The sequence below is a fragment of the Phycisphaerae bacterium genome (assembly GCA_012729815.1).
Taxonomy (GTDB): domain Bacteria; phylum Planctomycetota; class Phycisphaerae; order JAAYCJ01; family JAAYCJ01; genus JAAYCJ01.
In genome coordinates this window covers 1-23,349 of the sequence record JAAYCJ010000078.1, presented here as the reverse complement: position 1 = coordinate 23,349, position 23,349 = coordinate 1, and the positions used below count along the sequence as shown (strand labels likewise).

The window sequence follows — 23,349 nt, the reverse complement described above, 5'->3', positions numbered from 1 at the left end:
CTCCCCGACTTGGACTCGAACCAAGAACCTAGCGGTTAACAGCCGCTCGCTCTACCGATTGAGCTATCGGGGAACTCGATCGAACCCTAATTATGTAGCCGTGATCGGCGTTTTGTCAACGGGTCTTGCAGATTTTCACCCTGATTTTCGGGCCCGCCGGACACCGTCGGCGCGAAGGCGATCTTGATTTTTGGGCTGCACCGGGCGATAAAGACGTTGACCCGGCGGTAAGCCCCCCGTGGAGCGGTCCCTCCACGCCCGATTGCCCGGAACGCAGCCCCGATGTGGCGGTTTTTTCGTACAACCTGGTTCTTTTTCGGCATCGCCGCCATGGTCGGCCTCGCATTCCTGTGGCCGGAGGTCGGCGACCTGTTTGCCCGCTACAGCCTACTCAAGATCGCCGTCTTCGCGTCGTTCCTGATCACCGGCGCCACCCTCGAAACATCGAGCATCATAAACGAAATTAAGAATTTACGCGGCATATCAACTGCCATGTTGTCTTCTTTTGTATTTTTTCCGCTGATCGCCATGCCGATGGCGTACTTGTTTTTCGGGCAGAACCGTGACTTTGTGGTAGGCATCGCGATTCTTTCGGTGGTCCCGGTGACCATTGCTTCGGGCATCGTTTTGACCGCGATAGCCAGTGGTAACGTGCCGCTGAGCCTGTTCATCACGGTCGGCACCAACCTGGTTTCGATCCTCACGATCCCGTTGTCGCTGGACCTGCTATTGCGGTTCGGCGGACAGGTCGAGTTGCCGATCGGCGGCATGATCCGCGAACTGCTGCTGGTCGTGCTGGTCCCGACGATCCTGGGCCAACTGCTGCGGATCAAGTTCAGCGAACGGATCAAATCCTGCCGTCCATGCTTTTCGACATTCCAGCAGATCATTGTGCTGTTGATTATCCTGAACGCGGTCTCCTCCTCGACCGGCAAGCTCGGCGAGTTCGGTCTGGGCGTCGTTCCGATGTTCCTGTTCGTCTGCCTGCTTCACACGATCGCCCTGGCGATGAACCTGGGCCTCTCGCGGCTGATCCGCCTGCCGCTGGAGTCGCAAGCCACCTTCACGATTCACACTTCTCAGAAAACGATCACCATTTCGTTTATCGTCTGGAGCGGCTACTTCAGCGGTTATGCGATGGCCATGATTCCCGCGATCGTCTACCACATCACGCAGATCGTCGCGGACACGTTCGTGGCTCACCGGTTCAGGAACGCGATCCGCAAGCAACACGGCGAATAGACCCCTTTTCGCGGTTTTTCTGAATACTACGACCGTGGGAATCGTCTTCTCTTGAAAGGGGACTTCCCGAAGGGAGCCGTCGATGACCGCCGCTGATGACCGACACGCCGACAACCATGCGAGTGGCTTCTTTCGCCGCCACCCGATCGGGACGATCGTTCTGGTCCTCCTGACGCTGCTGATCAGCCTGCCGGTGGTGGTCTACCTTCACGGCCGGATGAGGCTCGCCGCCGTCACCGCCCGAATCCGCGCCGCCGGCCAGCCGCTGACCTGGGAGGAGGTCCTGGCGGTGTTGCCGACGATCCCCGACGAGCAGAACATGGCCGTGCAGATCGACAAGTACGCCACGCCGATCAGAATCTGCGTCAATGCCACGTCGGGTCGTGGCGAAGACCTGCCGTTGCTTGGGATCAGGAGATCACCCGCACCGGGTCTCCGACTTGACCCTGGAGGTATCGAGACGTCCAAGCAGCTTCTGGAGACTAATGCTCCCAACGTTGAAGGCCTGATGGCTGCAGCCGAGCTTTCGGAGGGCCAGTATCCGCCACCTTTTGACCTGGACTCACACGGCGTACCCGCCCTCAATGACCATGTCTTGACCCTTCATCGCTTTGCGGTCAAGACGTTGTGCCTCAAAGCCCTCGTCGAAGCGAATCTCAACCAAGCCAATCCAGCCCATACGACGCTTGTGGCACTCACCCGACTGGACCGGGCATTGGCAAAATCGCCGACGCTTGTGGCAGTTCTCACCCGCTACGCTTGCGCCAGCGTGATCGGTGAGACCGCGATCCGGTGCGTCGCCTTGGCTGATCTCTCGGATATGCAACTCCAGAATCTGCAGCGGCAGTTCGAGGAACTTGAAGGAAACCTCAGCCCGGCTTGGGCCTTTCGCTCCGAAGTGGGCTACAACGAGTCCTCGTGGGAACGTTTGGCCGACTCTCAAGGAGGCAAGCCGGTGTTTCTCCTGCTCAGCTACGATCGGGCCCTGACGCTCGAGTTGATGTCGCGAGCCGCCGACGCCGCTGAGCTGCCGATCCAGCAAGCGGTCGCCGAAATACGGAATGTGGGCCAGGAGCGCGACGGTCTGCCGTTCTACTACCCTCTGACCCGCATCGCGATATCCTCCCCGGCTCACGTCGCGGAGGCGTGGACCCGCGCCGTCGCCGAACTGCGAATCGCCCGGACGACCGTTGCGATCAAGCGTTTCCACCTCGCTCACGGCCGATGGCCCGATCGACTCGATGAACTGGTTCCCGAGTTCATGGATCGGATCCCCGTCGACCCCTCCGACGGCCAACCGCTGCGGTACACACTCACCGACACCGGCCTGGAAATCCGCTCGTCGACCATTTCTTGCGACTGGCGGTTTTCCGACCCTCAACCTGACAATCCGACCACCCAACCCTCGGCCAGTCAGCCGGCGTCGGCATCCACCGATGCTTTTTCCGGAAACAATGGCCCTTCGGCGGTGTCATATATACGGAGGCCGGACGTTGCCGATGTCCGTACACTCCCACGGAAGATCTGACTGAAGATCAACATACGATCAACCGTGATGTTCGTCATTGACTTCGGCCAGTCATTGTCGTAACTTAAGGCAGACTTGAGGGTTGCCGCTGGAAGGGGCAGAGAGCCAGGAGCGATGATGAGACCGCATGAGCATTCCATCCGCCGCTTTCGGACCCGCGTGGCTGGGCTGCTGGCCCTCCGTTACACTCTGGTCCTGGCCGCCGTCTGGGGTTTCGCCTGGGGTCTCGCCGTCCTGTTCCTTCGAGCCGCCTTTGGGACTGAGCGTCAGCCGCTGTTGTGGGGATTGCTTGGATTCGCCGTCGCGGTCGTCGCCGCGGCTGTCGCGGCCGTTCGGCGGATGCCGGCACGGCGGAGCGTCCGGGCCCTGCTCGATAAGGTCAGCAACTGCGGCGGTCTGCTGATGGCCGGCGAGGAGACCGACCTTGGCCCGTGGCGCGACGCGATGCCCGCCATCGAGCGTCCGCGGATCATCTGGCGAAGCGGGCAGACCTGGTGCGTCTTCTGTGCCGCCGCCGCCTTCGTTCTTCTGGGCTTCGCCATCCCGCAACGCTACGTGGATATGAACGCCGCCAGGCCCCCGCTCGACGTGACCGACGACGTGGCCCGTATCAAGGAGCAGATCGAACTGCTCGAAGAGGAGGCCATCATCGAGGAACAGCGGGCGGAGACCCTCGAACAGAAGCTCGACCAGACCGCAGCCGACGCCAGCGGCACCGAGCCGGGCAAGACCCTCGAAGCCCTCGACCACCTCGAACAGGAACTTCGCAAAAGCGCCGAAGAAGCCGCCGAAGCCGCTCTGGCTCAGGCTGAGCAACTCGCCGCGGCGGAGAATCTCGCCGCCCAGCTCGATCAGGCCGCCGGCCAGCTCGACGAAAAGGACCTCGCCCAAGCCATGAAGGAGCTTTCGGCCCTGATGGAGCAGGCCCTCTCGGAAAACGAATCGCTGCTGAATGAGGCGTTGGACGAGAAGCTCCTGAACGCCTGCAAGGACGGCAAGCTCTGCCAAGCCGACCTGGCCAAGCTGTGCAAGGCCTGCCAACTCAGCAAGGATCAACTGTCTGAAATGGTCAAGAAGCTCGCCGAGGCGAAGATGATCGACGCTGAAATGATGGCCAAGTGCGAAGGTTGCAGCCAGTGCAACAACGACAGGCTGCTCGCCTTTCTGGCCAAGAGCGGCATGAACGCCTGCGAAGGCATCGCCACCGGCAACTGCCCCGGCCGAGGCGCGGTCACCCGCGGCCGAGGCGACGCGGCGCTGACCTGGAAGGACCCGAGCACCAAAGAGAACACCGAGTTCCAGGAACAGGTGCTTCCGCCCAACCTGGCCGGTTTGAAGGACAGCACCCGCGTGGGCGTCTCGCTCTCGGCTCCGAAAGTCGAAGACGTCGGCTCGTCCTCCGGCGGAGCGTTGGGCGGCGCAGCGACGGGAAGCGGATCGGCCTTCACCGCCAAAGTCCTGCCGCGTCACAAGGGCGCGGTCAAACGCTACTTCGAACGTCAGTAACCGCACACCGCGGCCAGCGACAACCGGAATATGAGGCACACATGAAACCAGATCACGAACCTGCCCGGCTGCTCGACCCCAGCGAACTTCGCCCGGCGGTCGAAACGGCCAACCGCCTGCTCGAACAGCTCAACCGCATGCTCCTGGGCCGAAGCGAACTGCACCGCATGGTGTTGATCGGCATCCTCGCCCGCGGCCATATTCTCCTCGAAGGCCTGCCCGGCCTGGGCAAGACCATGCTCGTCCGAGCCCTGGGCCAACTGCTGAACATGAAATTCACCCGCGTCCAATTCACTCCCGACCTGATGCCCGGCGACATCCTCGGCACGCACATCCTCCAGCAGACCTCCGACGGCCGCCGCGAAATGACTTTCCAACCGGGCCCGATCTTTACCAACCTGCTTTTGGCCGACGAGATCAACCGCGCCTCGCCCAAGACCCAATCGGCCCTGCTCGAGGCGATGCAGGAGCGCTGCGTCACGCTGCTGGGCGCGACGCGGGAGCTGCCCGACCCGTTCTTCGTGCTGGCCTCGCAGAACCCGATCGAACTGGAAGGAACCTACCCTCTGCCCGAGGCCCAGCTCGACCGCTTCCTGTTCAAGCTCATCGTCTCCGGCGTGGACGTCGAGACGCTCGACCAGATCATCTCGACCCGCCGGCGCGGCGAGATGCCCGTACCCACGTGGTCGATCTCGCCCGAGCAGCTCAAGCAGCTCTTCGAAACGATGGACCGGATCGTCCTGCCGCGGCCGGTGTCGCGCTACATCTCGCGTCTGGTGGCGGCCACGCACGCGGATTCCCCCGAGGCCACCGAACAGATCAGAAGCTACGTCGCCTACGGCGCCTCGCCGCGCGCCGCGATCGCCATTGCCGAAGCCGCCCGCGCCCAGGCCCTGCTGGCCGGCCGGCCCACCGTCGGCTTCAAGGACGTCCAGACCGTCGCCGCCGCCGTGATGAACCACCGCGTGATCCTCAACTACAAAGCCCGGTTCGACAAGGTCGCCCCTTACGCCGTAATCGCCGCCCTGATCGAGCGACTCGACGAATCGGGCCTGAACCTGCCATCCGACATGAAGGTTGCGGAGGCCGCCCATGAATAGACCACCTGCCCGCTCTGCTTCACGATTCCTGCCAACCCTCGTGGCGGTGCTGACGTGGGCGGCGCTGGCGCCCGTGTCCGCCTCAGCGGAGGAGGTCACCGCGGATATCGACGTCTCCGTTCAGCCGTGCGAATCCGCCGCCCGCTACCACGGCTATGAGGAGATCCGCCTGGCCGTCCGCAACGTTTCACCCGATCGCACGCACCGTGTCCGCTTGCAGTTTCCCGCGACCTCTTACGGCAGTGGAGGGCACCACCTGAGTTCGGCCCAGCGAACCGTGGTGGTCGGGCCAGAGTCCGAAGCGGCCGTCTCGATCTTCCTGCCGCCGCTGCCTTACCACGGGTTTGACCTGAAGGTCTTCGTGGACGGGCGGCCCTCAAAGAAAATGATCTCAGTCCGGGCCTCCGATTTTGACCAGAACGTGTTGATGTCGCAACACCACCTGCGCTACGCCGGCAGCGGCTTTGTAACTCGCAACGTTCCTGTCCTGGCCAGCCGATCGATCAGCGGTGAGTTCACCACCCACGTCCAGCCGGAGCCATCCTCGCCCGCTGCCACCTCCGGCCCTGGCGGCGGCGTCTGGCACGGCCCCAGCACCGCCCCAACCTATCAAGTCGTCCGAAGTGAGATGCCCGTCGCCAACTGGAGCGGCGAGTGGCTGGGCTACACCCGCTACGACGGGGTGGTCGTCAGCGGGTCCGACTGGTCCGCCGCCGGCCCGGAAACTCGGGCCGCACTGACCGCCTATGTCGAAAGCGGAGGCAGCCTGCTCGTGATCGGGCCCTGGCAACCGCCGCAGACATGGCGGCGTCACATGGTCGAGGACGACCCGGTTCGCTACCGTCCCGGGTTCGGCGAGTGCACCCATATTGTCCAGACGGACCCGGGTGCCTGGTCTGAGGACACCTGGAAGCAGGTGCGCCAAGGCTGGCACCATACCGGAGAACCGTGGTTGGCCAACCCGCCCGTCAGCGAAGCCAATCGCATGTTTCCGGTCGTCTCCGGGCTCAGCACTCCGGTCCGCGGCTTGTTCCTTCTCATGCTCACCTTCGCCGTGGTCATCGGGCCGGTCAACCTGTGGGTGCTCTCCCGCCGCAAGAAGCGGATCTGGATGCTCTGGACCGTTCCCGCGATCTCCCTGCTCACCTGTGCCGCGGTCTTCGGCTATTCCGTTCTCGCCGAGGGTTTCGCCGGCCACGCCCGCGCCATGACGCTGACCCTTCTCGATCAGGACGCCCAGCAGGCCACGACACTGGGCTACCTGGCCCTCTATTCGCCCCTGACGCCGGGCGGCGGCTTGTTCTTCGACACCCGCACGGAACTGACGCCGCAGGTAGGCATGAACACGTGGAACACCCCGGGCCGCGACTGCATGGTCGACTGGACCACCGGTCAGCACCTGGCCTCCGGATGGGTCGTCGCTCGCGTTCCGGCGCACTTCAAGGTCCGCAGGTGTGAGAAGCGCCGCGAGCGTCTCGGTATGCGTTTCGCCGACGACGGCCGCCTCATCGTATCCAATCGCCTTGGCGCCAACGTGGTGCATCTGATCGTCAGGGGCTATGACGGGCGATTCTATGAGGGGTCCGAGATTCGCGCCGGGGCTGAAGCCGCTCTCTCGGCTGTCTCCGGTGCGGCCGGCGGCGTCCCCTTCGCCGCTCCGGCCATACAGGACGAGATCCCGCGGTTCGCCTTGCGCACCGTGTACCGATCGAATGTGATCGACGAAATCCACCAGATGAGCGCGCATCCGCGCCCGTATCTCCAGAACGGAACGTACCTGGCCGTCCTGGAAGCCAGCGCGTTCCTGGAGCCCGGCCTGCAGAACGCCCAAATCGAGAAGTCCGAATTCCTGGTCTACGGTTTGTTCAGCGAGGCAACCCGATGAAAGTGGACGTGGCACACCTGAAACGCTACTTCGGCCGCACCCGCGCGGTTGACGATATCTCCTTCTCCTTCGCCTCCGGCCAGACCTTCGGGTTCGTCGGACCCAACGGGGCCGGCAAGACCACCGCCATGCGGATTCTGGCCACCCTCGACGAGCCGACCGACGGCGACGCCACCATCGACGGCGTCTCCGTCGTCGAGGAGCCCGAGCGCGCCCGGCGGCTCGTCGGCTTCGTGCCCGACACCCTCGCCACGCACCACGACATGACCGTCCACGACTACCTCGACTTCTTCGCCCGCGCCTACGGCATCAGAAATCCGCACCGCGACCGTGTCGTTCACAGCGTCGAGGAGTTCACCAACCTCCTGGGCATCCGCGAGAAATTCCTCAACGCCCTCTCCAAAGGCATGAAACAGCGGGTCAGCCTCGCCCGGGCCCTGGTCCACGACCCGCCCGTCCTGATTATGGACGAACCGGCGGCCGGACTCGATCCTCGGGCCCGCGTCGAACTCCGCGAACTGCTCAAGGTCCTCTCCCGTCAGGGCAAGGCCATCCTCATCAGCTCGCACATCCTGACCGAACTGGCTGAGATCTGCGACGGAGCCGTGATCATCGAGCAGGGCCGCATTCTCCGCGCCGGAAGCCTGAACGAACTGCTCCACGAGTCGGCGGCCCTGCGCACCGTCATCATCCGGCCCAACGGGCGCGGCGACGAGCTCCATAAGGAACTGCTCGAGATGCCCGACATCCAGGCCGTCCGGCCCGTCGGCCACGAACTCGAGGTCGATCTGGCCGGCTCCGACGAGACCTGCAGCGACCTGCTCACCCAGATCGTCAGCCGGGGCTATCGCATCTACGAATTCCGCCAGCGGCGGGTCGGGCTCGAGCAGATATTCATGACCATCACGAAAGGAGAGGTCCAGTGAAAGCCCTCACCGCCCTCGCCACCCGACTCGACAACGCCGCCAACCCCATCGTGGTCAAGGAGCTTCGCCAGGCCGTTCAGGGCCGCTTCGTCTCCGGCCTCCTGTTCTTCTTCCTGATCGTCCAGCTCCTGACCCTCGGGAGCTTTGTCCTGTTCTCCGAGCACGTGACCACCAACTTTGAGAGCGGACGCGACGCCTTCAACTTCCTGCTCGGCATCCTGCTGGGCACCTGCATCTTCTTCCTGCCCGCCTACGTGGGTCTTCGTCTCGCCGCCGAGCGCAGCGGGTCCAATCCCGACCTGCTCTTCGTTTCCACGCTCACGCCACGCCAGATCATCATGGGCAAATCGGTCGCATCATTGATCCTCGTGCTCCTGATCTACAGCACGTGCATGCCGTTTATGGCCTTCACCTATCTGCTCCGCGGAATTGACCTGCCGTCGATCTTCATCCTGCTCGCGATGTGCTTTCTCGCCATCGCGGTCGGGCTGCACCTGGCGATCTTCGCCGCCTGCATTCCCTGCGGACGCGGCTCGCGGTTTCTCAACGCGCTGCTCACCTTCGGTGCGCTGGTCGCGCTGTTTTCATCCACCCTCGGAGCGGCGACCGGCATGATCCAATCTGGCGTCGGGAGCTGGATAAACAGCACCGAGTTCTGGGCCGGTGCGGTGAGCCTGGTGGTCCTCGCCGCCGGCGCGGTGGGGCTGCTGGTCATCCTCTCGTTGGCCATGATCATGCCGCCCTCGGCCAACCGCATCATGCCCTTGCGGATATACCTGACCGCGGTCTGGCTGATCGTCGCCGTCCTCGCCTGGTACTGGGCGGGGCAGACGGGCGACGTGGAGTTCCTCGAATCGTGGCTCGTCGGTTCGGTCATCCTGAGCGGCGCGGGCGTTCTCGGATCGGTCAGCGAGCGGGATTCCCACGGCCCGCGCCTGGCCCGAAGCATTCCACGCAATCCCCTGCTCCGCACGGGCAGCTTCCTGTTCTTTACCGGAGCCGCATCGGGCATCCTCTGGGCCCTCTTGGTCGCCATCGTCAGCTTTCTGCCCTTCTGGGCCTTTACTGGGTGCCTGCCTGCGACCGTGAGGCGCCCACCCGATCCCGACCTGCTCTTTGGAGCTTTTGTGTTCAGCTGCTACTGCTTCGCCTACGCCTTGACCGCCTCCGTCATCAAGCGGGCGTTTCTCCGCGACTCGGTGCTGGTCCCGTACGCCAGCACCATCGCTCTGCTCCTGGTCGTCGGAGGGAGCATTCTACCCGTTCTGATCGGCTACTTCATCAACTATCAATCGTGGTATGGTCACGATTTCTTCTCCTACTGGCTGTTGGGCAACCCCTTCGCCGTGCTCTTCTCGAAACCCGAATACATCCGTGACGCAGCGGTCTTCGCCGGGGGCTGGGCCATTGTCGCCCTCGCGGTCAACGTGCCCTGGCTCCTCGGGCAGGTTACGGCCTTCCGGCCCGCCGTCCCGCTTCCACCCGCAAAGCCACCCGAAATCGTGACGCCCGCCCATGCCTGATCCACTGCACACATCGCTGCTCCGCGGACAACAGGCCGGGGCCGCCTACGCCCTGCTGACTCCGCGCAACGCCGCCTGGGGCTTGGCCGGAGGTCAGATGGCCAACCGGCCCGGCAGCTCACTGGAGTTCATGGACCACCGCGAATACCAGCCGGGCGACGACCTGCGCCACATAGACTGGAGCGCCTTCGCCCGCACCGACAAGCTCACCCTCAAGGTCTTCCGCGAGGAGGTCACTCCGCACGCCGACATCGTCCTCGATGGCTCGCGTTCGATGGCCCTCGAAGGCACGGCCAAGGCCCAAGCCGCCCTCGGCCTGGCCGCCGCCGTCGCCGAGGCCGCGGCAAACGCCAATTTCACCCACGCCGCCTGGATCACCGGCGATTTCTGCCGGCCCATCCACCACGGCGCCGATTCGCCCGCCACGTGGGATGGCTTCGCCTTCGACTCCCGCACCACACCCGCTGAGGCGGTCCTTCGCAGCCCGCCGGCCTTCCGGCCGCACGGAGTCCGAATCCTGATTTCCGATCTGCTCTGGATGGGCGAGCCGATCGTCGCCCTCTCGCGCCTCGCCGAACGCGCCGCCGCCACTTTCGTCATCCAGCTTCTGGCCCGCGACGACGTCGATCCGCCGGAACGCGGCAACATCCGCCTGGTCGACTCCGAGACCAACGAAATCCAGGAAATATTCCTCGACGCCTCCGCCCAACAGCGTTACCGCGACAACCTCGCCCGCCACCAGGACCACTGGCAGCGGGCCGCCGTCCAGGCCGGAGGCCGTATGCTCACGCTGGTCGCCGAAGACCTTGTCGAAGACTGGGACCTTGGCCCGCTGGCCGCCGCCCAGATCGTGAAGGTGCTCTGATGCCCGTGCTGACGCTGCCGCTCGCCCTGCTGGCCCTGGCGGCCGTACCCGCCCTGGTGGCGATCTACTGGCTCCGCAACAAGTTCCGCCGCCAGACCGTCTCGAGCCTCATGCTCTGGCTCGATCAGCGCCGGCCGCGCGAAGGCGGCGTTCGCGTCCAGAGCATTCAGACCCCTCTGCTGTTTTTCCTCGAACTGGCCGCCCTGGTGCTGCTGGCCTTGGCCGCCGCCCGGCCGATGCTGCCGCTGCCCGATGCCGCCATTCCCGTCTTCGTCGTGCTCGACGATTCCTATTCCATGGGGGCCGGCGGCGACGAAAGCCCGCGTGCCCTGGCCGAACAGACACTCCGCGAAGAACTCCGGCGCCTGCCCGGCTTCTCGCTGCGTCTCATGCTGGCCGGCTCGAACGTCCAGTTGCTCGGCCCGCCGGTGCGCAGCGAGGACGATGTCCTGCCGCTGCTGGAGAACTGGACCTGCACCGCCCCTGCCGCCCGCATCGACCGGGCCGTCGCCCTGGCCGCCGATATGGGCACAGACGACGCCCGAGTGATCGTCCTGACCGATCGCGCTCCTGGGTCCCCTCAAGCCAAAGATCAGCGGATCGAATGGTGGGCGTTCGGCCAACGGCGTGCCAACGTCGCCTTCGTCAACGCCGCCCGCACCACTCGCGAAGAGCAGGACCGCTGCCTGATCGAGATCGCCAACCTCTCCGATCAGCCGCAGGTCACCGAGTTTGCCCTCGAAACATCTGCCGACGGCGGCGCCCGCGTCACGCGGCTTGATCTTGGCCCGCGACAGATCCACCGCGTCTTTATGACCCTCTCGCAGAACACCACTGCCCTTGCGGCGAGTCTGAGCGACGATGCGCTCGATATGGACAATCGCCTACTGCTCCTTCCGCCTCCGCGCCGCATGGTCCGTGCTAGACTCTCGATCAACGACCAGGATCTCCATCAACTCGTCCGCGACGCCCTCGACGCCAGCGGCCGGGTCCTGATCACCGACGCCCGGCCGGAGCTCCTTATTACTGACAGTCCTGAGGCGGCGCCGACGCCCGACGGCGTCTGGATGCTGCAGATTCTGACTGCTCCGGCTGACGCCCAGGCCGCCTATCTCGGGCCGTTTGTGGTTAATCGCGCCCATCCTCTGACCGAAGGGCTGGGCCTCAACGGCGTGGTCTGGTCGGCCGACAAGGTCGAGGACACACCCGGCGCCGTGGTGGTCACCGCGGGCGACGTCCCCTTATTGACCGACACCCGCCTCGCCGGCGACAACCACCTGATCCGCCTGAAGTTCAACCCGACCGCCTCCAATCTCCAGAACTCGACCGACTGGCCGATCCTCTTCTGGAACCTGCTCCAATGGCGATCGGGCCGGTCGCCGGGCCTGCCGCAGCCCAACGTCCGCCTCGGAACCGAAACCGCCGTCCGCCTCGATCCGATCGTCGAGAAGGTCATCATCGAACGGCCCGACGGCAACCGGATCGAACTGCCCGTTCACGACGGTAGTGTCAGCCTTCGGGCCGACCAACCCGGCCTTTATACGATCACCGCCGCCGGCGCGGATTACAGCCTGGCCGCCAACGTGCTCTACCGGGATGAATCGGACCTCAGCGCCGCCATTACCGGCCGATGGGGCAGCGCTCCCGCCGCCGACCAACTGCCTCGCCACTACCGCGGTGCGGCCTGGATTCTGGTCATTCTGGCGCTAGCGATCCTCGCTGCGCACCAGGTCCTGGCCGGACGCGCGGGCGGACGACGACAGGACATCGGAGGATGATTGAGACCATGACCACCGCCCAACCACACCGATCCATGAGGAGGCCACGGCCATGACGCTCCTCCATCCGGTCTGGCTGCTCCTGGCGATCCCGCTGGGCGTGCTGATGCTGGCTCGCCCGATGCCCGGACGCTGGCTGCAACTGCTGCGTGGCCTGGCCCTCTTCTTGATTATCGTGGGCCTCTCCGGCCTCGCCATCCGCCTGCCCAGCCGCGCCGGCACCGTCGTGGTCGTCGCCGACCGCAGCCTGTCCATGCCTCACGAACACCAGACCCGCCAACTGGAGATCATCAACCAGGTCCAGGCCGAGATGTCGCCCGAAGACCGCCTCGCCGTCGTGTCCTTCGGCGGCGAAGCCCTGGTCGAGCAGTCGCCGCAGGCCGGCAAGTTCGGCGGATTCGTCGGCGAGGTCCGCCCTGACGGCTCGGACCTCGCCCGCGCGCTGGAGACCGCGGTCGCGCTCATTCCGCCCGAGAGTCCCGGCCGGGTCATGGTCCTCTCCGACGGCCGGTGGACCGGAACCGATCCGGCTGGCGTCGCCGGCCGCGCCGCCTCACGCCGCATCGCCGTCGACTATCGACTCATGGAGCGATCAACCGCCGGCGACTTGGCCATCCAGCAAATCGACGCCCCTTCGACGATCAGCCCGGGCGAGTCCTTCATGCTAACCGCCTGGGTCCGCTCCCCGATTCCGCAGGAAATCCAGTATCAGCTCCTTCGCGGCAACCAGGTCATCGGGTCCGGCTCGAGAAGCGTCACCTCCGGCGTCTCTCGCCTCACCTTCCGCGACAAGGCCGGCGAGACCGGGGCTCTCAAGTATCAGCTTCAGGTCGCCAGCGTCAACACCGACCCCGTTCCGGAAAACAATCGTGCCCGCGTCCTGGTCGGCGTCGAAGGCCCCAAACCCATTCTCTGTGCCACAGCCAACGCCAACTCCGGCTTGGTCCGACTTCTTCAAGCGGGCGGACTGGAGATCGCCGCCAGAGACCCAGCCGATTGCAACTGGGGCCTGGAGGACTTGGCCGACTACTCCGCCGTCATCCTCGAGAACCTCCCAGCCGAGAAGGTGGGCGTCTCGGCCATGAGCAATCTCGCCCTCTGGGTCCGCGAAACCGGCAGCGGTCTGATGATGACCGGCGGCCGGACCTCCTACGGACCCGGCGGCTACTTCAAATCGCCCCTCGAGCCGATCATGCCCGTCTCTATGGAACTCCGCCGCGAACACCGCAAACTGAGCCTGGCCATCGTGGTGGCCATGGACCGCTCCGGCAGCATGGCCGCCCCGGTCGCCGACGGCAAGTGCAAGATGGACCTGGCCAATCTGGCCGCGGTCGAAGTCCTCGACCTGCTCTCGCCGCTCGACGAGTACGGCGTGGTCGCGGTCGACAGCTCGCCCCACGTCGTCGTCAATCTCCAAAGCGTCACCGACCCTCAGCGAATGCGTCAGGACATCCTCCGCATCGACTCGATGGGTGGCGGGATCTTCGTCTATGTCGCCCTCGAACAGGCTGCGAGTATGATCGCTCAGGCCAACGCCGGCACCCGTCACATCATTCTCTTCGCCGACGCCGCCGACTCCGAGGAACCCGGCAACTACGTCGAACTCATCCGCCAACTCCGCGACGCACAGGTCACCGTCAGCGTCATCGGCCTCGGCAGCGAATCCGACTGCGACGCCCCTCTGCTCAAGGACATCGCCCGGCGAGGCGACGGCCGGTGTTTCTTCACTGACAACCCGTACGAACTACCGCGCCTGTTCGCCCAGGATACCTTCGTGGTCGCCCGCAGCACGTTCGTCGACCAACCCACCGCGGTCAAGACCACCGCCGGACTCCTCAGCCTCACCGGCAAGTCCTTCGACAACATGCCCGCCGTCGGCGGCTACAACCTCTGCTATCTGCGTCCCGAAGCGAACCTGGCCGCCGTAACCACTGACGAATACGCCGCACCCGTCGTCGCCTCGTGGCAGGTCGGGGCCGGACGGGCCCTCTGCTACACCGGCGAGTGCGACGGCCAGTACACCGGTCCGGTCGCTGGATGGCCGTCCGTGGGCGAGTTCTTCGCCAGCCTGGCCCGATGGACCGCCGGCGAAGCCGGTGCGTTGCCCGAAAACATGCTGCTCACCCAGCGGATCGACAACGGCCTCTGCCGCATCACCCTCCATCTGGACCCGGAGCGGGAATCCCCGCCTTTCTCCGCCCTGCCCGTGGCCACCGTCCTCCGCAGCACCGCCGGCCAACCCGCCGAAGCGACCAGAATGCCGATGGCCTGGGACTCCGCCGACACCCTCACCGTCGCGATCCCGCTGACCGGCCAGGAAACGGCGTTAACCGCGGTGGAAATTGAAGGTCTGCCCCGCCAGTCCCTGCCTCCAGTCTGCCTGCCCTACTGCCCCGAATACGCTCCCGCCCAAGCCGGCCGAGGTCTGGCCCATCTCGACGAACTGGCACGGATCACCGGCGGCAAGGAACGAATCAATCTCGCCGAGATATGGAACGACCTCCCCGCGTACCCGCGAATCGTCGAACTGGGCCCCTATCTGCTGATCCTGGCCGTGCTGCTCCTGCTGACTGAGGTCTTTGAACGCCGCACCGGCCTGCTCTCCGCCGCCCGACTCCCCGAATTCCGCCGCCAACCTGACGAAGACGCCGGCAAAAAGCACATTCACACCCGCCGACCCACACATCGGAAGACCGCCGCGACCCCAGCCGCCTCCAAACCCGACGAACCCGAACCATCATCGCCGCAACCCGAACCGAGCATCCTCGACGCCTTCGAACAAGCCCGCCAAATGGCCAAACGCCGCCGCGGAGGAGGTCACTGAAAACCTGATCTCTCAGGCGGTACCCTGTATGCGATGCCCCTCCCCATCCCGACGCGCCACCACGTGCCTGGCGGTTCTTGCCGTCTCCGCCGCCGCGTTTCCTGTCGTCAGCCGCTGGACCCACCATCCAGGCGAAACGATCATCCTCCTGATGCCCCCGACACTCGGAACGATCCTCTGGTCCTGCTTCCCTCGGGTCCGCAAGATCCCCCGCTGGAAATACCTGCTCTACATCGCTGTGATCGTTCCAGTCGTCTATGCCGCCATGGCCTTCGCCGCACACATGGCTCGCGGGCGGATCGTGGCCGTCGAAGTCGTCTGGGTCGTGTACTTCATTATCGCATGGCGAATGGCACTGGCGATCTGGACCAGGACCGTCGGCCGAGTCGGCGAGTCGTACCGCCGCTGGGGACGATTACTCCGCCGCCGATCGGCCGCACAGGATGGACGCAGGCGTCATTTCGCACAGGCTGCCCGCCTGATCGTTCCAGCCCGAACGTGCCTGACCCTTCTCGTCTTCGTGCCGCTCCTGGCCGGTTCGTTCATTCACCGCTTCAGGATCGCCAATCCCGCCGAGCTTCCCGAACTGTCCCTCTGGCAGGTTCAGGACGTTACGATCCACACGCCGGACGGGATCGACCTCTCCGCCTGGTTCATGCCCGACCCCCACAGCGACACCACCGTCATCATCGCCCACGGCCTGGGGGCCAACAAGGCCAACTTCCTCGATTTCCTCCGCGTCTTCCACCGCCAGGGCTACAACGCCCTGATCTTCGATTTCCGAGGCCACGGCGACAGCCAGGGTCACACCTCGACCTTCGGACTCCTCGAACGTCGCGACATCCTCGCCGTCGTCGACTGGCTCAAGGAGCATCGACCCAAGCAGTCCAGGCACGTCTTAGGCCTTGGCTCCTCGATGGGCGCCGCCGCCCTTCTCGGGGCTGCCGCCAACGACCCACGTATCGAGGCCCTGGTCCTCGACAGTTGCTTCGTCTCGGCGCCAACTTTCCTTCATCATCACTTCAGATATGTTCCTCTGGCGGGTCGCGGACTCGCCGACCTGATGCTCCTTTCCGCCTCCCTCCATGCCGGGTGTTGGCTGCGGGATCTTGATCCCGGCCGCGACATCGCCCGGCTCGGTTTGCGGCCCGTCCTGCTCATCCACGGGCGCGATGACACGCTGATCCCGCCTGACAATATGGACCAGCTCCACCGCCGGGCGAACGGACCCAAAGACCGCTGGCTCGGCCCAGGCCCCCACAGCAACATCGTGACCTCCGATTTCCCCGCCTACCGCCGCCGAGTAATCGCCTTCTTCGACGGCGTCAAACGCAGCCGTTAAGCGCTCGACAGCCCCGCTTACCACCGTTCAACCATCGTTCACTTATTCTTGATTTCCTGTTGAATCCGAACCTAGAATGAGTATTATCATTGTTTTTTCCGTTGTTTCAGGCGAATGGCAACGACAGCACCGCCGTATTGACAAGCCAGGCAAGGAGATAGGAATGGCCATGCGAAAGATGGTAACCATCGATGGTAACGAAGCCGCTGCGTCCGTAGCCCACCGCGTCAGCGAGGTGATCGCCATATACCCGATTACCCCCTCTTCCCCCATGGGCGAGTTCGCCGATGAGTGGGCCGCCCGCGGCACGCCCAACATCTGGGGCGTGATCCCCGACGTCACCGAGATGCAGTCTGAAGGCGGCGCCGCCGGCGCCGTCCACGGCGCGCTCCAGGCCGGGGCTCTGACCACCACCTTCACCGCCTCCCAGGGCCTGCTCCTGATGATCCCCAACATGTACAAGATCGCCGGCGAGTTGAACGCCTACGCGATGCACGTTTCGGCCCGGACTCTGGCCACCCACGCCCTTTCTATCTTCGGCGACCACTCCGACGTGATGGCCTGCCGCGGCACCGGCTTCGCCCTCCTCGCCTCCAACTCCGTCCAGGAGGCCCACGACATGGCCTGCATCGCCCACGCCGCGACGCTCAAGGCTCGCGTGCCGTTCCTCCACTTCTTCGACGGGTTCCGCACCTCGCACGAGGTCGCCAAGATCGAACAGCTCACCGACGACGACCTGCGGGCCATGATCGACAGCGACTTGGTCAAGGCCCACCGCGAACGGGCCCTCTCGCCCGATCACCCGGTCATCCGCGGCACCGCTCAGAACCCCGACACCTTCTTCCAGGCCCGCGAGGCGTGCAACCCGTTCTACATCGCCTGCCCACAGATCGTCCAGGAAACGATGGACCGCTTCGCCAAGGTCGTCGGCCGCCAATACCACCTCTTCGAGTACGTGGGCGCGCCCGACGCCGAACGCGTTATCATCCTCATGGGCTCCGGCGCCGAACCCGCCCACGAGACCGTCGAATACCTCGTCGGCAAAGGCGAGAAGGTCGGCATACTCAAGGTCCGGCTCTTCCGGCCGTTCTCCATGAACCACTTCATCGCCGCCCTGCCCAAGTCGGTCAAGAAGATCGCCGTCCTCGACCGGACCAAGGAGCCCGGCGCAGCCGGCGAACCCCTCTACCAGGACGTCGTCACCGCCGTCCGCGAAGCCTCCGATCTCTCCCCGGTCATCATCGGCGGCCGCTACGGCCTCTCCAGCAAGGAGTTCACGCCCGCCATGATCAAGGGCGTCTTCGACGAACTGCTCAAGGCCGACCCCAAGAAGATGTTCACCGTCGGCATCGCCGACGACGTGACCAAACTCTCGATCGACTACGATCACAGCTTCGACATCGAACCGGCCAACGTGGTCCGCGGCGTGTTCTTCGGACTCGGAGCCGACGGCACCGTCGGGGCCAACAAGAACTCCATCAAGATCATCGGCGAAGAGACCGACAACTACGCCCAAGGCTACTTCGTCTACGACTCCAAGAAGTCCGGCGCCATCACCATCTCGCACCTGCGCTTCGGGCCCAAGCCCATCCGCTCGACCTACCTGATCCGCCGGGCCAACTTCGTCGCCTGCCACCAGTTCGTCTTCCTCGACAAGTACGACGTCCTGGAGTACGCAGCCGACGGCGCCGTCTTCCTGCTCAACTCGCCCTACGGAAAAGACGAGGTCTGGGACCGGCTCCCGCGCGAAGTCCAGCAGCAGATCCTCGACCGAAAACTCAAGCTCTATGTCATCGACGCCTACGACGTCGCACAGAATACCGGCATGGGCTACCGGATCAACACCATCATGCAGACCTGCTTCTTCGCCATCTCCGGCGTCCTGCCCCGCGAAGAGGCCATCGCCCAGATCAAGAACGCCATCAAGAAAACCTACGGCAAGAAGGGCGAGGAGGTCGTCAAACGCAACTTCGCCGCCGTCGACGACACTCTGGCCAATCTCCATGGGATCCCGACCTCGGGCAAAGCGGCCACCGGCCATTCACGTCCGCCGGTCGTCTCGCCCCAGGCTCCCGATTTCGTCCGGAGTGTCCAGGCCGTGATGCTGTCCAACCGCGGCGACGAACTGCCGGTCAGCGCCTTCCCGGTCGACGGCACCTGGCCCACCGGCACCACCAAGTGGGAAAAACGCAACGTCGCCCTCCAGATCCCCATCTGGGAGCCCGACCTCTGCATCCAGTGCAACAAGTGCAGCATGGTCTGCCCGCACGCCACCATCCGGCCGAAGGTCTACGACCCCAAGCTGCTCGAAAATGCCACGCAGACCTTCAAGTCCGCCGACTACAAAGCCGGCGATTTCAAGGGCCTCAAGTTCACCGTCCAGGTCGCCCCGGAAGATTGCACCGGCTGCGCCGCCTGCGTCCGCGTCTGCCCGGGCAAGGACAAGTCCAATCCGTCGCGCAAGGCGATCAACATGCGGCCGCGACTCGAGATGCTCGACGTCGAGCGGCAGAACTTCGACTTCTTCGAAAACCAGCTCCCCTACGTCGACCGCTCCGCGATCACCAAAATCACCGTGAAGAACTCGCAGTTCTTCCAGCCGCTCTTCGAGTACTCCGGCGCCTGCGCCGGTTGCGGCGAGACGCCCTACGTCAAGCTGCTCAGCCAGCTCTTCGGCGACCGGGCGCTGATCTCCAACGCCACCGGCTGCTCGTCGATCTACGGCGCCAATCTGCCCACCACGCCCTACACCACCAACCGCGACGGCCGCGGACCCGCCTGGTCCAACTCGCTGTTCGAGGACAACGCCGAGTTCGGCTTCGGCTTCCGGCTCGCCGTCGACGCCCACAACCGTCAGGCCCGCATGCTCGTCGAAAAGCTCGCCTCCCGGATCGGTGAGGAACTGGCCAAGGGCCTCCTCGAAGCCGATCAATCCGACGAGGCCGGCATCGCCGAACAGCGCAAGCGGGTCAGAACCCTGCGGGAGAAGCTCGCCCAGATCGCCGACAAGCCCGAGGCCCGCTGGCTCGAACAGCTCGCCGACTACCTGACGAAAAAGAGCATCTGGCTGCTCGGCGGCGACGGCTGGGCCTACGACATCGGCTACGGCGGACTTGACCACGTGGTCGCCAACACCCGCAACGTCAACATCCTGGTCCTCGACACCGAGGTCTACTCCAACACCGGTGGACAGCAGTCCAAGGCCACGCCGCTCGGAGCGGCCGCCAAGTTCGCCGCTGCCGGCAAGGCCATTCCCAAGAAGGACCTCGGCCTGATGGCCATGACCTACGGCAACGTCTACGTCGCCCGCGTCGCCTACGGGGCCAACGACGCCCAGACCGTCCGAGCCTTCCAGGAGGCCGAGTCCTACGACGGCCCGTCGCTGATCATCGCCTACGCCCACTGCATCGCCCACGGCTACGACCTGTCGATGGCCCTGGACCAGCAGAAGCTGGCGGTCAACGCGGGCATCTGGCCGCTCTTCCGCTTCGACCCGCGCCGCCTCGCCGAAGGCCAGCCGCCACTCCAGCTCGACTCCGGCGAACCCAAGGAGAAGGTCGCCGACTACATGCAGAACGAAACCCGCTTCCGCATGGTCGAGAAGGTCAGCCGTGAACGCTACCAGATGCTCTTGGCAGCCGCCCAGAGGAACACCACGGCCAGGTACGCGGTCTACCAGCAGCTCGCCGCCCTCACCGTCCCCGCCAAGGGCGAGAACGGCAACGGCGAGAAGTAGACAAAAAAACTGTTGGCTACCACGGCGTCCGGCTGTATTCTTGAGTGCGGGAACTAACCGAACTCAGGAAGGAGGGCCGCCATGGACCTGTCAACGACGTACATGGGGTTCAAACTGCCCCACCCGTTGATGCCGGGCGCCTCCCCGCTGACCGACAATCTCGACAACGTTCGAAAGCTGGAAGACGCGGGGGCGCCGGCCATCGTCATGCGATCGCTCTTCGAGGAGCAGATCGTCGCCGAACAGATTTCCATCAGTGACGCCATCGACACGCCCAGCGAGGCGATCGCCGAGGCCGTCACCTTTTTCCCCGACCCGGAGGGCTTCATCCTCGGGGCACACGAGTACCTCGAGCAGGTCCGCAAGATCAAGGACGCCGTCGACGTCCCGGTCATCGCCTCGCTCAACGGAACCACCAAAGGCGGATGGCTCCAGTACGCGGACCTGATCCAGCAGGCCGGGGCCGACGGCCTCGAATTGAACGTCTACACGCTGGCGACCGATCCGAACGTCACCGGCGACCAGATCGAGCGGCAGACCCTGGAACTCGCCGCCGAGGTCAAAAAGACCCTGAGGATCCCCATCGCGGTCAAACTCTCGCCGTTCTACTCCTCGATCCCCAACATCGCGATGCGCCTCGACGATCTGAAGGTGGACGGCCTGGTGATCTTCAACCGCTTTTATCAGCCGGACATCGACCCGGAGGCCCTCGAGGTCAAACGCGCCCTGCAGCTCTCCGATTCGTCGGAATTGCTCCTGCGCCTCCGCTGGCTCGCCGTTCTCTCCGGGCGGATCAACGCTCCGATGGCCGTCACCGGCGGTGTCCACACCACCCTCGACGCGATCAAGTCGATCATGGCCGGGGCCGGCGTCGTCCAGATGGTCTCGGGCCTCCTGAAAAACGGCCCCAGGCACCTCCAGAAGCTGCGGGTCGAACTGCAGCAATGGATGGAAGCCAACGAGTTCGCCTCCATCGAGAAGATGCGAGGCAACATGAGCCTCCGCCACTCGCCGAACCCGGGCGCCTACGAACGCGCCAACTACATGCAGATCCTCCAGACGTGGTCCGGATGGCGAACCATCGGATGGACCCAGTAGTCACCAGAAAAGGTCTCAACAAGGGGCACGGCCAGGACGTGCCCCTTCTTCTTGCTTCCTACAGCAGCAGCTTCCGATCCTGCGACCGGTGCTCGCCAATGCTCGTGATTCTTATCGCCGCCTTATCCTGCACCGGACAGTGGTACTCGCACGCCCCGCACCCGATGCACTGCTCAGCCCGAATGTACGGCACCTTCATCTCGACCGACTGGCCCTCCGCGTCCAGGTACGTCGCCGCCTGGAAGTAGATCGCCTTGGGCGAAACCGGACAGACCTCCTGGCAGACCAGACACTCCTTCCCAAACGACCACGGCAGGCACCGCCCGCGATCCACGAATGCCGTCCCGATGTGGGCAAAACTCTCCTCGTGCTTCTGCTCGATGCCGATCTTCTGAATGGCGCCGGTCGGGCACACCTGCGAGCATTTGACGCACTCGTACTCGCAATAGCCGTATCGCATCTTGAGCACCGGCGTCCAAAGCCCCTCAGCGTCGGTCTCGCCGCCCGACGGCTGGATCACATTCGTCGGACAGACGTTCATGCACGCTCCGCACCGGATGCAGCGGGCCAGGAAATCCTCTTCATCCAGCGATCCCGGCGGCCGAATCCGCTTCGGATACCCGCGCCCCAGGATATTCCGCCAGTTCCGCAGCACCGCCACCGACGCCAGTCCGCCCACCGCCGCCGCAATGAACTGCCGCCTCGACACCCACGCTCCACGCCACGTCTGGGCCGCCGCCTCATCCTCCAGCCGCCGCGTCGCCTTGAATGCGATCGCCCGCGTCGGGCACACGTCGATGCAGTTCATGCACATCACGCACTCGGAGGGGACCAACGCTTTATCCGGCTCGCACGCCCCCTGGCACTCCTCCGTGCACCGCCCGCAGCGGATGCACTGCTGCTCATCCCGCACCATCCGGAACACCGGCCGAAGCGAAAACAGCCCCAGCATCGCCCCCAGCGGACAGATCGTCCGGCACCAGAACCGCGGCTGAACCAGGTTCATCAGGAACGCCGCGACAAAGATCACGCCCGTCGCCACCGCCGCGTCGAACGCCACCGTCTGGGTCGCTCCGCCGTGGCCCAGCAGGTCAACGAACGGCCGAACCACCGTCACCCCAAACCGCGTAATCAGGGCGATCGGGTCCAGCAGCCCAGCCAGCACCACGCCGAACACCGCCGCCAGAACGAAAACCGCCAGCACCGCATACTTGACCCGCTGCCACCGCGAAAAGCTGTTCCTCGTATACCGATCCTTGCGGTCCTTTCCCTCAAAGACATAGGCCCCCAACTGCTGGCAGGCCCCCATCGGACAGACCCACCCGCAAAAAAACCGCCCCACAAACAGCGTCGCCGCCGCGATCAGCACCCCGAGAAACATCCCCGCCATCAGATTATGCTGCGTGATGACCGTGGCCAAACCCGCAAGGACCGACATGTCCAGAAACAGCTCCGTCGCGTACCGCTCGGCCAACCCCATCGCCCCCGCCACGAGCAGAAACACGAACAGCCCAAAGAACCCAACCTGGTAAATCCACCGAATCCGCCGGTAGCTCACCGTCCGTCTCCATCCCAACCAGCATTCGCCATTCCGTCACCCTCCAAAGACCGCGACCGTGAAGGAACAGGGGCTTACGCCACTTGCATTATTCTACCCTATCACCGCCCGCCGCACCCAAACCAATTGGACAACAGGCCGCAAAGGCAACCAACAATGGAATTCCTTGCCCGTTTCTTTGCACTTCTATGGGAATTCCTGCGGCGTCTCTGCCTGCGCCCCCAAATCCGCCGATTTGCCTCCGCCCCATTCCCATGCTATCTTTATCCTGCGGGGACACGCTCCGTTCCCGCCCGCGCGTCGCCCCGTGCGACGTTTGGCAACATAATACCCACCCGACCAACGGAACCGAGATAGTCCTGCTCGCCCTCGCGGAAACGGGGGGCTTGGCAAAACGTACAATCTGTACAAAACTCGCGCAGGACGCCACCCCACCCG

Annotated in this window: 14 protein-coding genes and 1 tRNA gene; 13 read left to right on the top strand and 2 right to left on the bottom strand. The window is 64.6% G+C overall.

Annotation, left to right across the window (positions count from 1 at the left end):
* Positions 1-73: transfer RNA gene (locus tag GXY33_06130), tRNA-Asn, on the bottom strand.
* Between the two features lie 209 nt (positions 74-282).
* Here GXY33_06130 and GXY33_06125 point away from each other — a divergent pair.
* From GXY33_06125 to GXY33_06065, 13 genes are all read left to right on the top strand, one after another.
* A complete protein-coding gene (locus GXY33_06125) occupies positions 283-1,242 on the top strand; it encodes a bile acid:sodium symporter (GenBank protein NLX04701.1) in 960 nt (319 codons plus the stop codon).
* Positions 1,243-1,324: 82 nt separating this feature from the next.
* Complete coding sequence (locus GXY33_06120) at positions 1,325-2,770, top strand: hypothetical protein (GenBank protein ID NLX04700.1); 1,446 nt, start codon at positions 1,325-1,327, stop codon at positions 2,768-2,770.
* A 117-nt stretch (positions 2,771-2,887) separates the two neighbouring features.
* On the top strand, positions 2,888-4,276 hold the full coding sequence (locus tag GXY33_06115; GenBank protein ID NLX04699.1) for a hypothetical protein: 1,389 nt from the start codon (positions 2,888-2,890) through the stop codon (positions 4,274-4,276).
* A gap of 41 nt (positions 4,277-4,317) precedes the next feature.
* Entirely contained in the window at positions 4,318-5,376 is a 1,059-nt protein-coding gene (locus GXY33_06110) for an AAA domain-containing protein (protein ID NLX04698.1), read from the top strand.
* Complete coding sequence (locus GXY33_06105; GenBank protein ID NLX04697.1) at positions 5,369-7,261, top strand: hypothetical protein; 1,893 nt, start codon at positions 5,369-5,371, stop codon at positions 7,259-7,261. Before GXY33_06110 ends, GXY33_06105 begins: the two co-directional genes overlap by 8 nt.
* On the top strand, positions 7,258-8,187 hold the full coding sequence (locus tag GXY33_06100; GenBank protein NLX04696.1) for an ABC transporter ATP-binding protein: 930 nt from the start codon (positions 7,258-7,260) through the stop codon (positions 8,185-8,187). The genes GXY33_06105 and GXY33_06100 overlap by 4 nt, the downstream gene beginning before the upstream one ends.
* A complete protein-coding gene (locus GXY33_06095; protein ID NLX04695.1) occupies positions 8,184-9,710 on the top strand; it encodes an ABC transporter permease in 1,527 nt (508 codons plus the stop codon). Before GXY33_06100 ends, GXY33_06095 begins: the two co-directional genes overlap by 4 nt.
* Positions 9,703-10,575, top strand: a complete 873-nt coding sequence (locus tag GXY33_06090; protein NLX04694.1) for a DUF58 domain-containing protein — start codon at positions 9,703-9,705, stop codon at positions 10,573-10,575. The genes GXY33_06095 and GXY33_06090 overlap by 8 nt, the downstream gene beginning before the upstream one ends.
* Positions 10,575-12,353 carry a VWA domain-containing protein gene (locus GXY33_06085; GenBank protein ID NLX04693.1) on the top strand — a complete coding sequence of 593 codons (1,779 nt, stop codon included), beginning with the start codon at positions 10,575-10,577 and terminating at the stop codon, positions 12,351-12,353. The genes GXY33_06090 and GXY33_06085 overlap by 1 nt, the downstream gene beginning before the upstream one ends.
* Positions 12,354-12,405: 52 nt before the next feature.
* A complete protein-coding gene (locus tag GXY33_06080; protein NLX04692.1) occupies positions 12,406-15,177 on the top strand; it encodes a VWA domain-containing protein in 2,772 nt (923 codons plus the stop codon).
* A gap of 28 nt (positions 15,178-15,205) precedes the next feature.
* Positions 15,206-16,519, top strand: coding sequence for an alpha/beta hydrolase (locus GXY33_06075; GenBank protein NLX04691.1), 1,314 nt, complete (start codon positions 15,206-15,208; stop codon positions 16,517-16,519).
* Between the two features lie 163 nt (positions 16,520-16,682).
* Positions 16,683-20,255 carry a pyruvate:ferredoxin (flavodoxin) oxidoreductase gene (gene nifJ / locus GXY33_06070; protein NLX04690.1) on the top strand — a complete coding sequence of 1,191 codons (3,573 nt, stop codon included), beginning with the start codon at positions 16,683-16,685 and terminating at the stop codon, positions 20,253-20,255.
* Positions 20,256-20,336: 81 nt separating this feature from the next.
* A complete protein-coding gene (locus GXY33_06065; protein NLX04689.1) occupies positions 20,337-21,353 on the top strand; it encodes a dihydroorotate dehydrogenase-like protein in 1,017 nt (338 codons plus the stop codon).
* A 58-nt stretch (positions 21,354-21,411) separates the two neighbouring features.
* On the opposite strand, the gene GXY33_06060 is transcribed toward GXY33_06065, so the two are convergent.
* Positions 21,412-22,911, bottom strand: coding sequence for a 4Fe-4S dicluster domain-containing protein (locus GXY33_06060; protein ID NLX04688.1), 1,500 nt, complete (start codon positions 22,909-22,911; stop codon positions 21,412-21,414).
* Between the last annotated feature and the right edge of the window lie 438 nt (positions 22,912-23,349).

What these genes read in the sequence shown, in the direction of transcription:
- GXY33_06125 (NLX04701.1), top strand. Translation starts at nt 283, where the DNA reads ATGTGGCGGTTTTTTCGTACAACCTGGTTCTTTTTCGGCATCGCCGCC.
- GXY33_06120 (NLX04700.1), top strand. Translation starts at nt 1,325, where the DNA reads ATGACCGCCGCTGATGACCGACACGCCGACAACCATGCGAGTGGCTTC.
- GXY33_06115 (NLX04699.1), top strand. Translation starts at nt 2,888, where the DNA reads ATGAGACCGCATGAGCATTCCATCCGCCGCTTTCGGACCCGCGTGGCT.
- GXY33_06110 (NLX04698.1), top strand. Translation starts at nt 4,318, where the DNA reads ATGAAACCAGATCACGAACCTGCCCGGCTGCTCGACCCCAGCGAACTT.
- GXY33_06105 (NLX04697.1), top strand. Translation starts at nt 5,369, where the DNA reads ATGAATAGACCACCTGCCCGCTCTGCTTCACGATTCCTGCCAACCCTC.
- GXY33_06100 (NLX04696.1), top strand. Translation starts at nt 7,258, where the DNA reads ATGAAAGTGGACGTGGCACACCTGAAACGCTACTTCGGCCGCACCCGC.
- GXY33_06090 (NLX04694.1), top strand. Translation starts at nt 9,703, where the DNA reads ATGCCTGATCCACTGCACACATCGCTGCTCCGCGGACAACAGGCCGGG.
- GXY33_06085 (NLX04693.1), top strand. Translation starts at nt 10,575, where the DNA reads ATGCCCGTGCTGACGCTGCCGCTCGCCCTGCTGGCCCTGGCGGCCGTA.
- GXY33_06080 (NLX04692.1), top strand. Translation starts at nt 12,406, where the DNA reads ATGACGCTCCTCCATCCGGTCTGGCTGCTCCTGGCGATCCCGCTGGGC.
- GXY33_06075 (NLX04691.1), top strand. Translation starts at nt 15,206, where the DNA reads ATGCGATGCCCCTCCCCATCCCGACGCGCCACCACGTGCCTGGCGGTT.
- nifJ (NLX04690.1), top strand. Translation starts at nt 16,683, where the DNA reads ATGGCCATGCGAAAGATGGTAACCATCGATGGTAACGAAGCCGCTGCG.
- GXY33_06065 (NLX04689.1), top strand. Translation starts at nt 20,337, where the DNA reads ATGGACCTGTCAACGACGTACATGGGGTTCAAACTGCCCCACCCGTTG.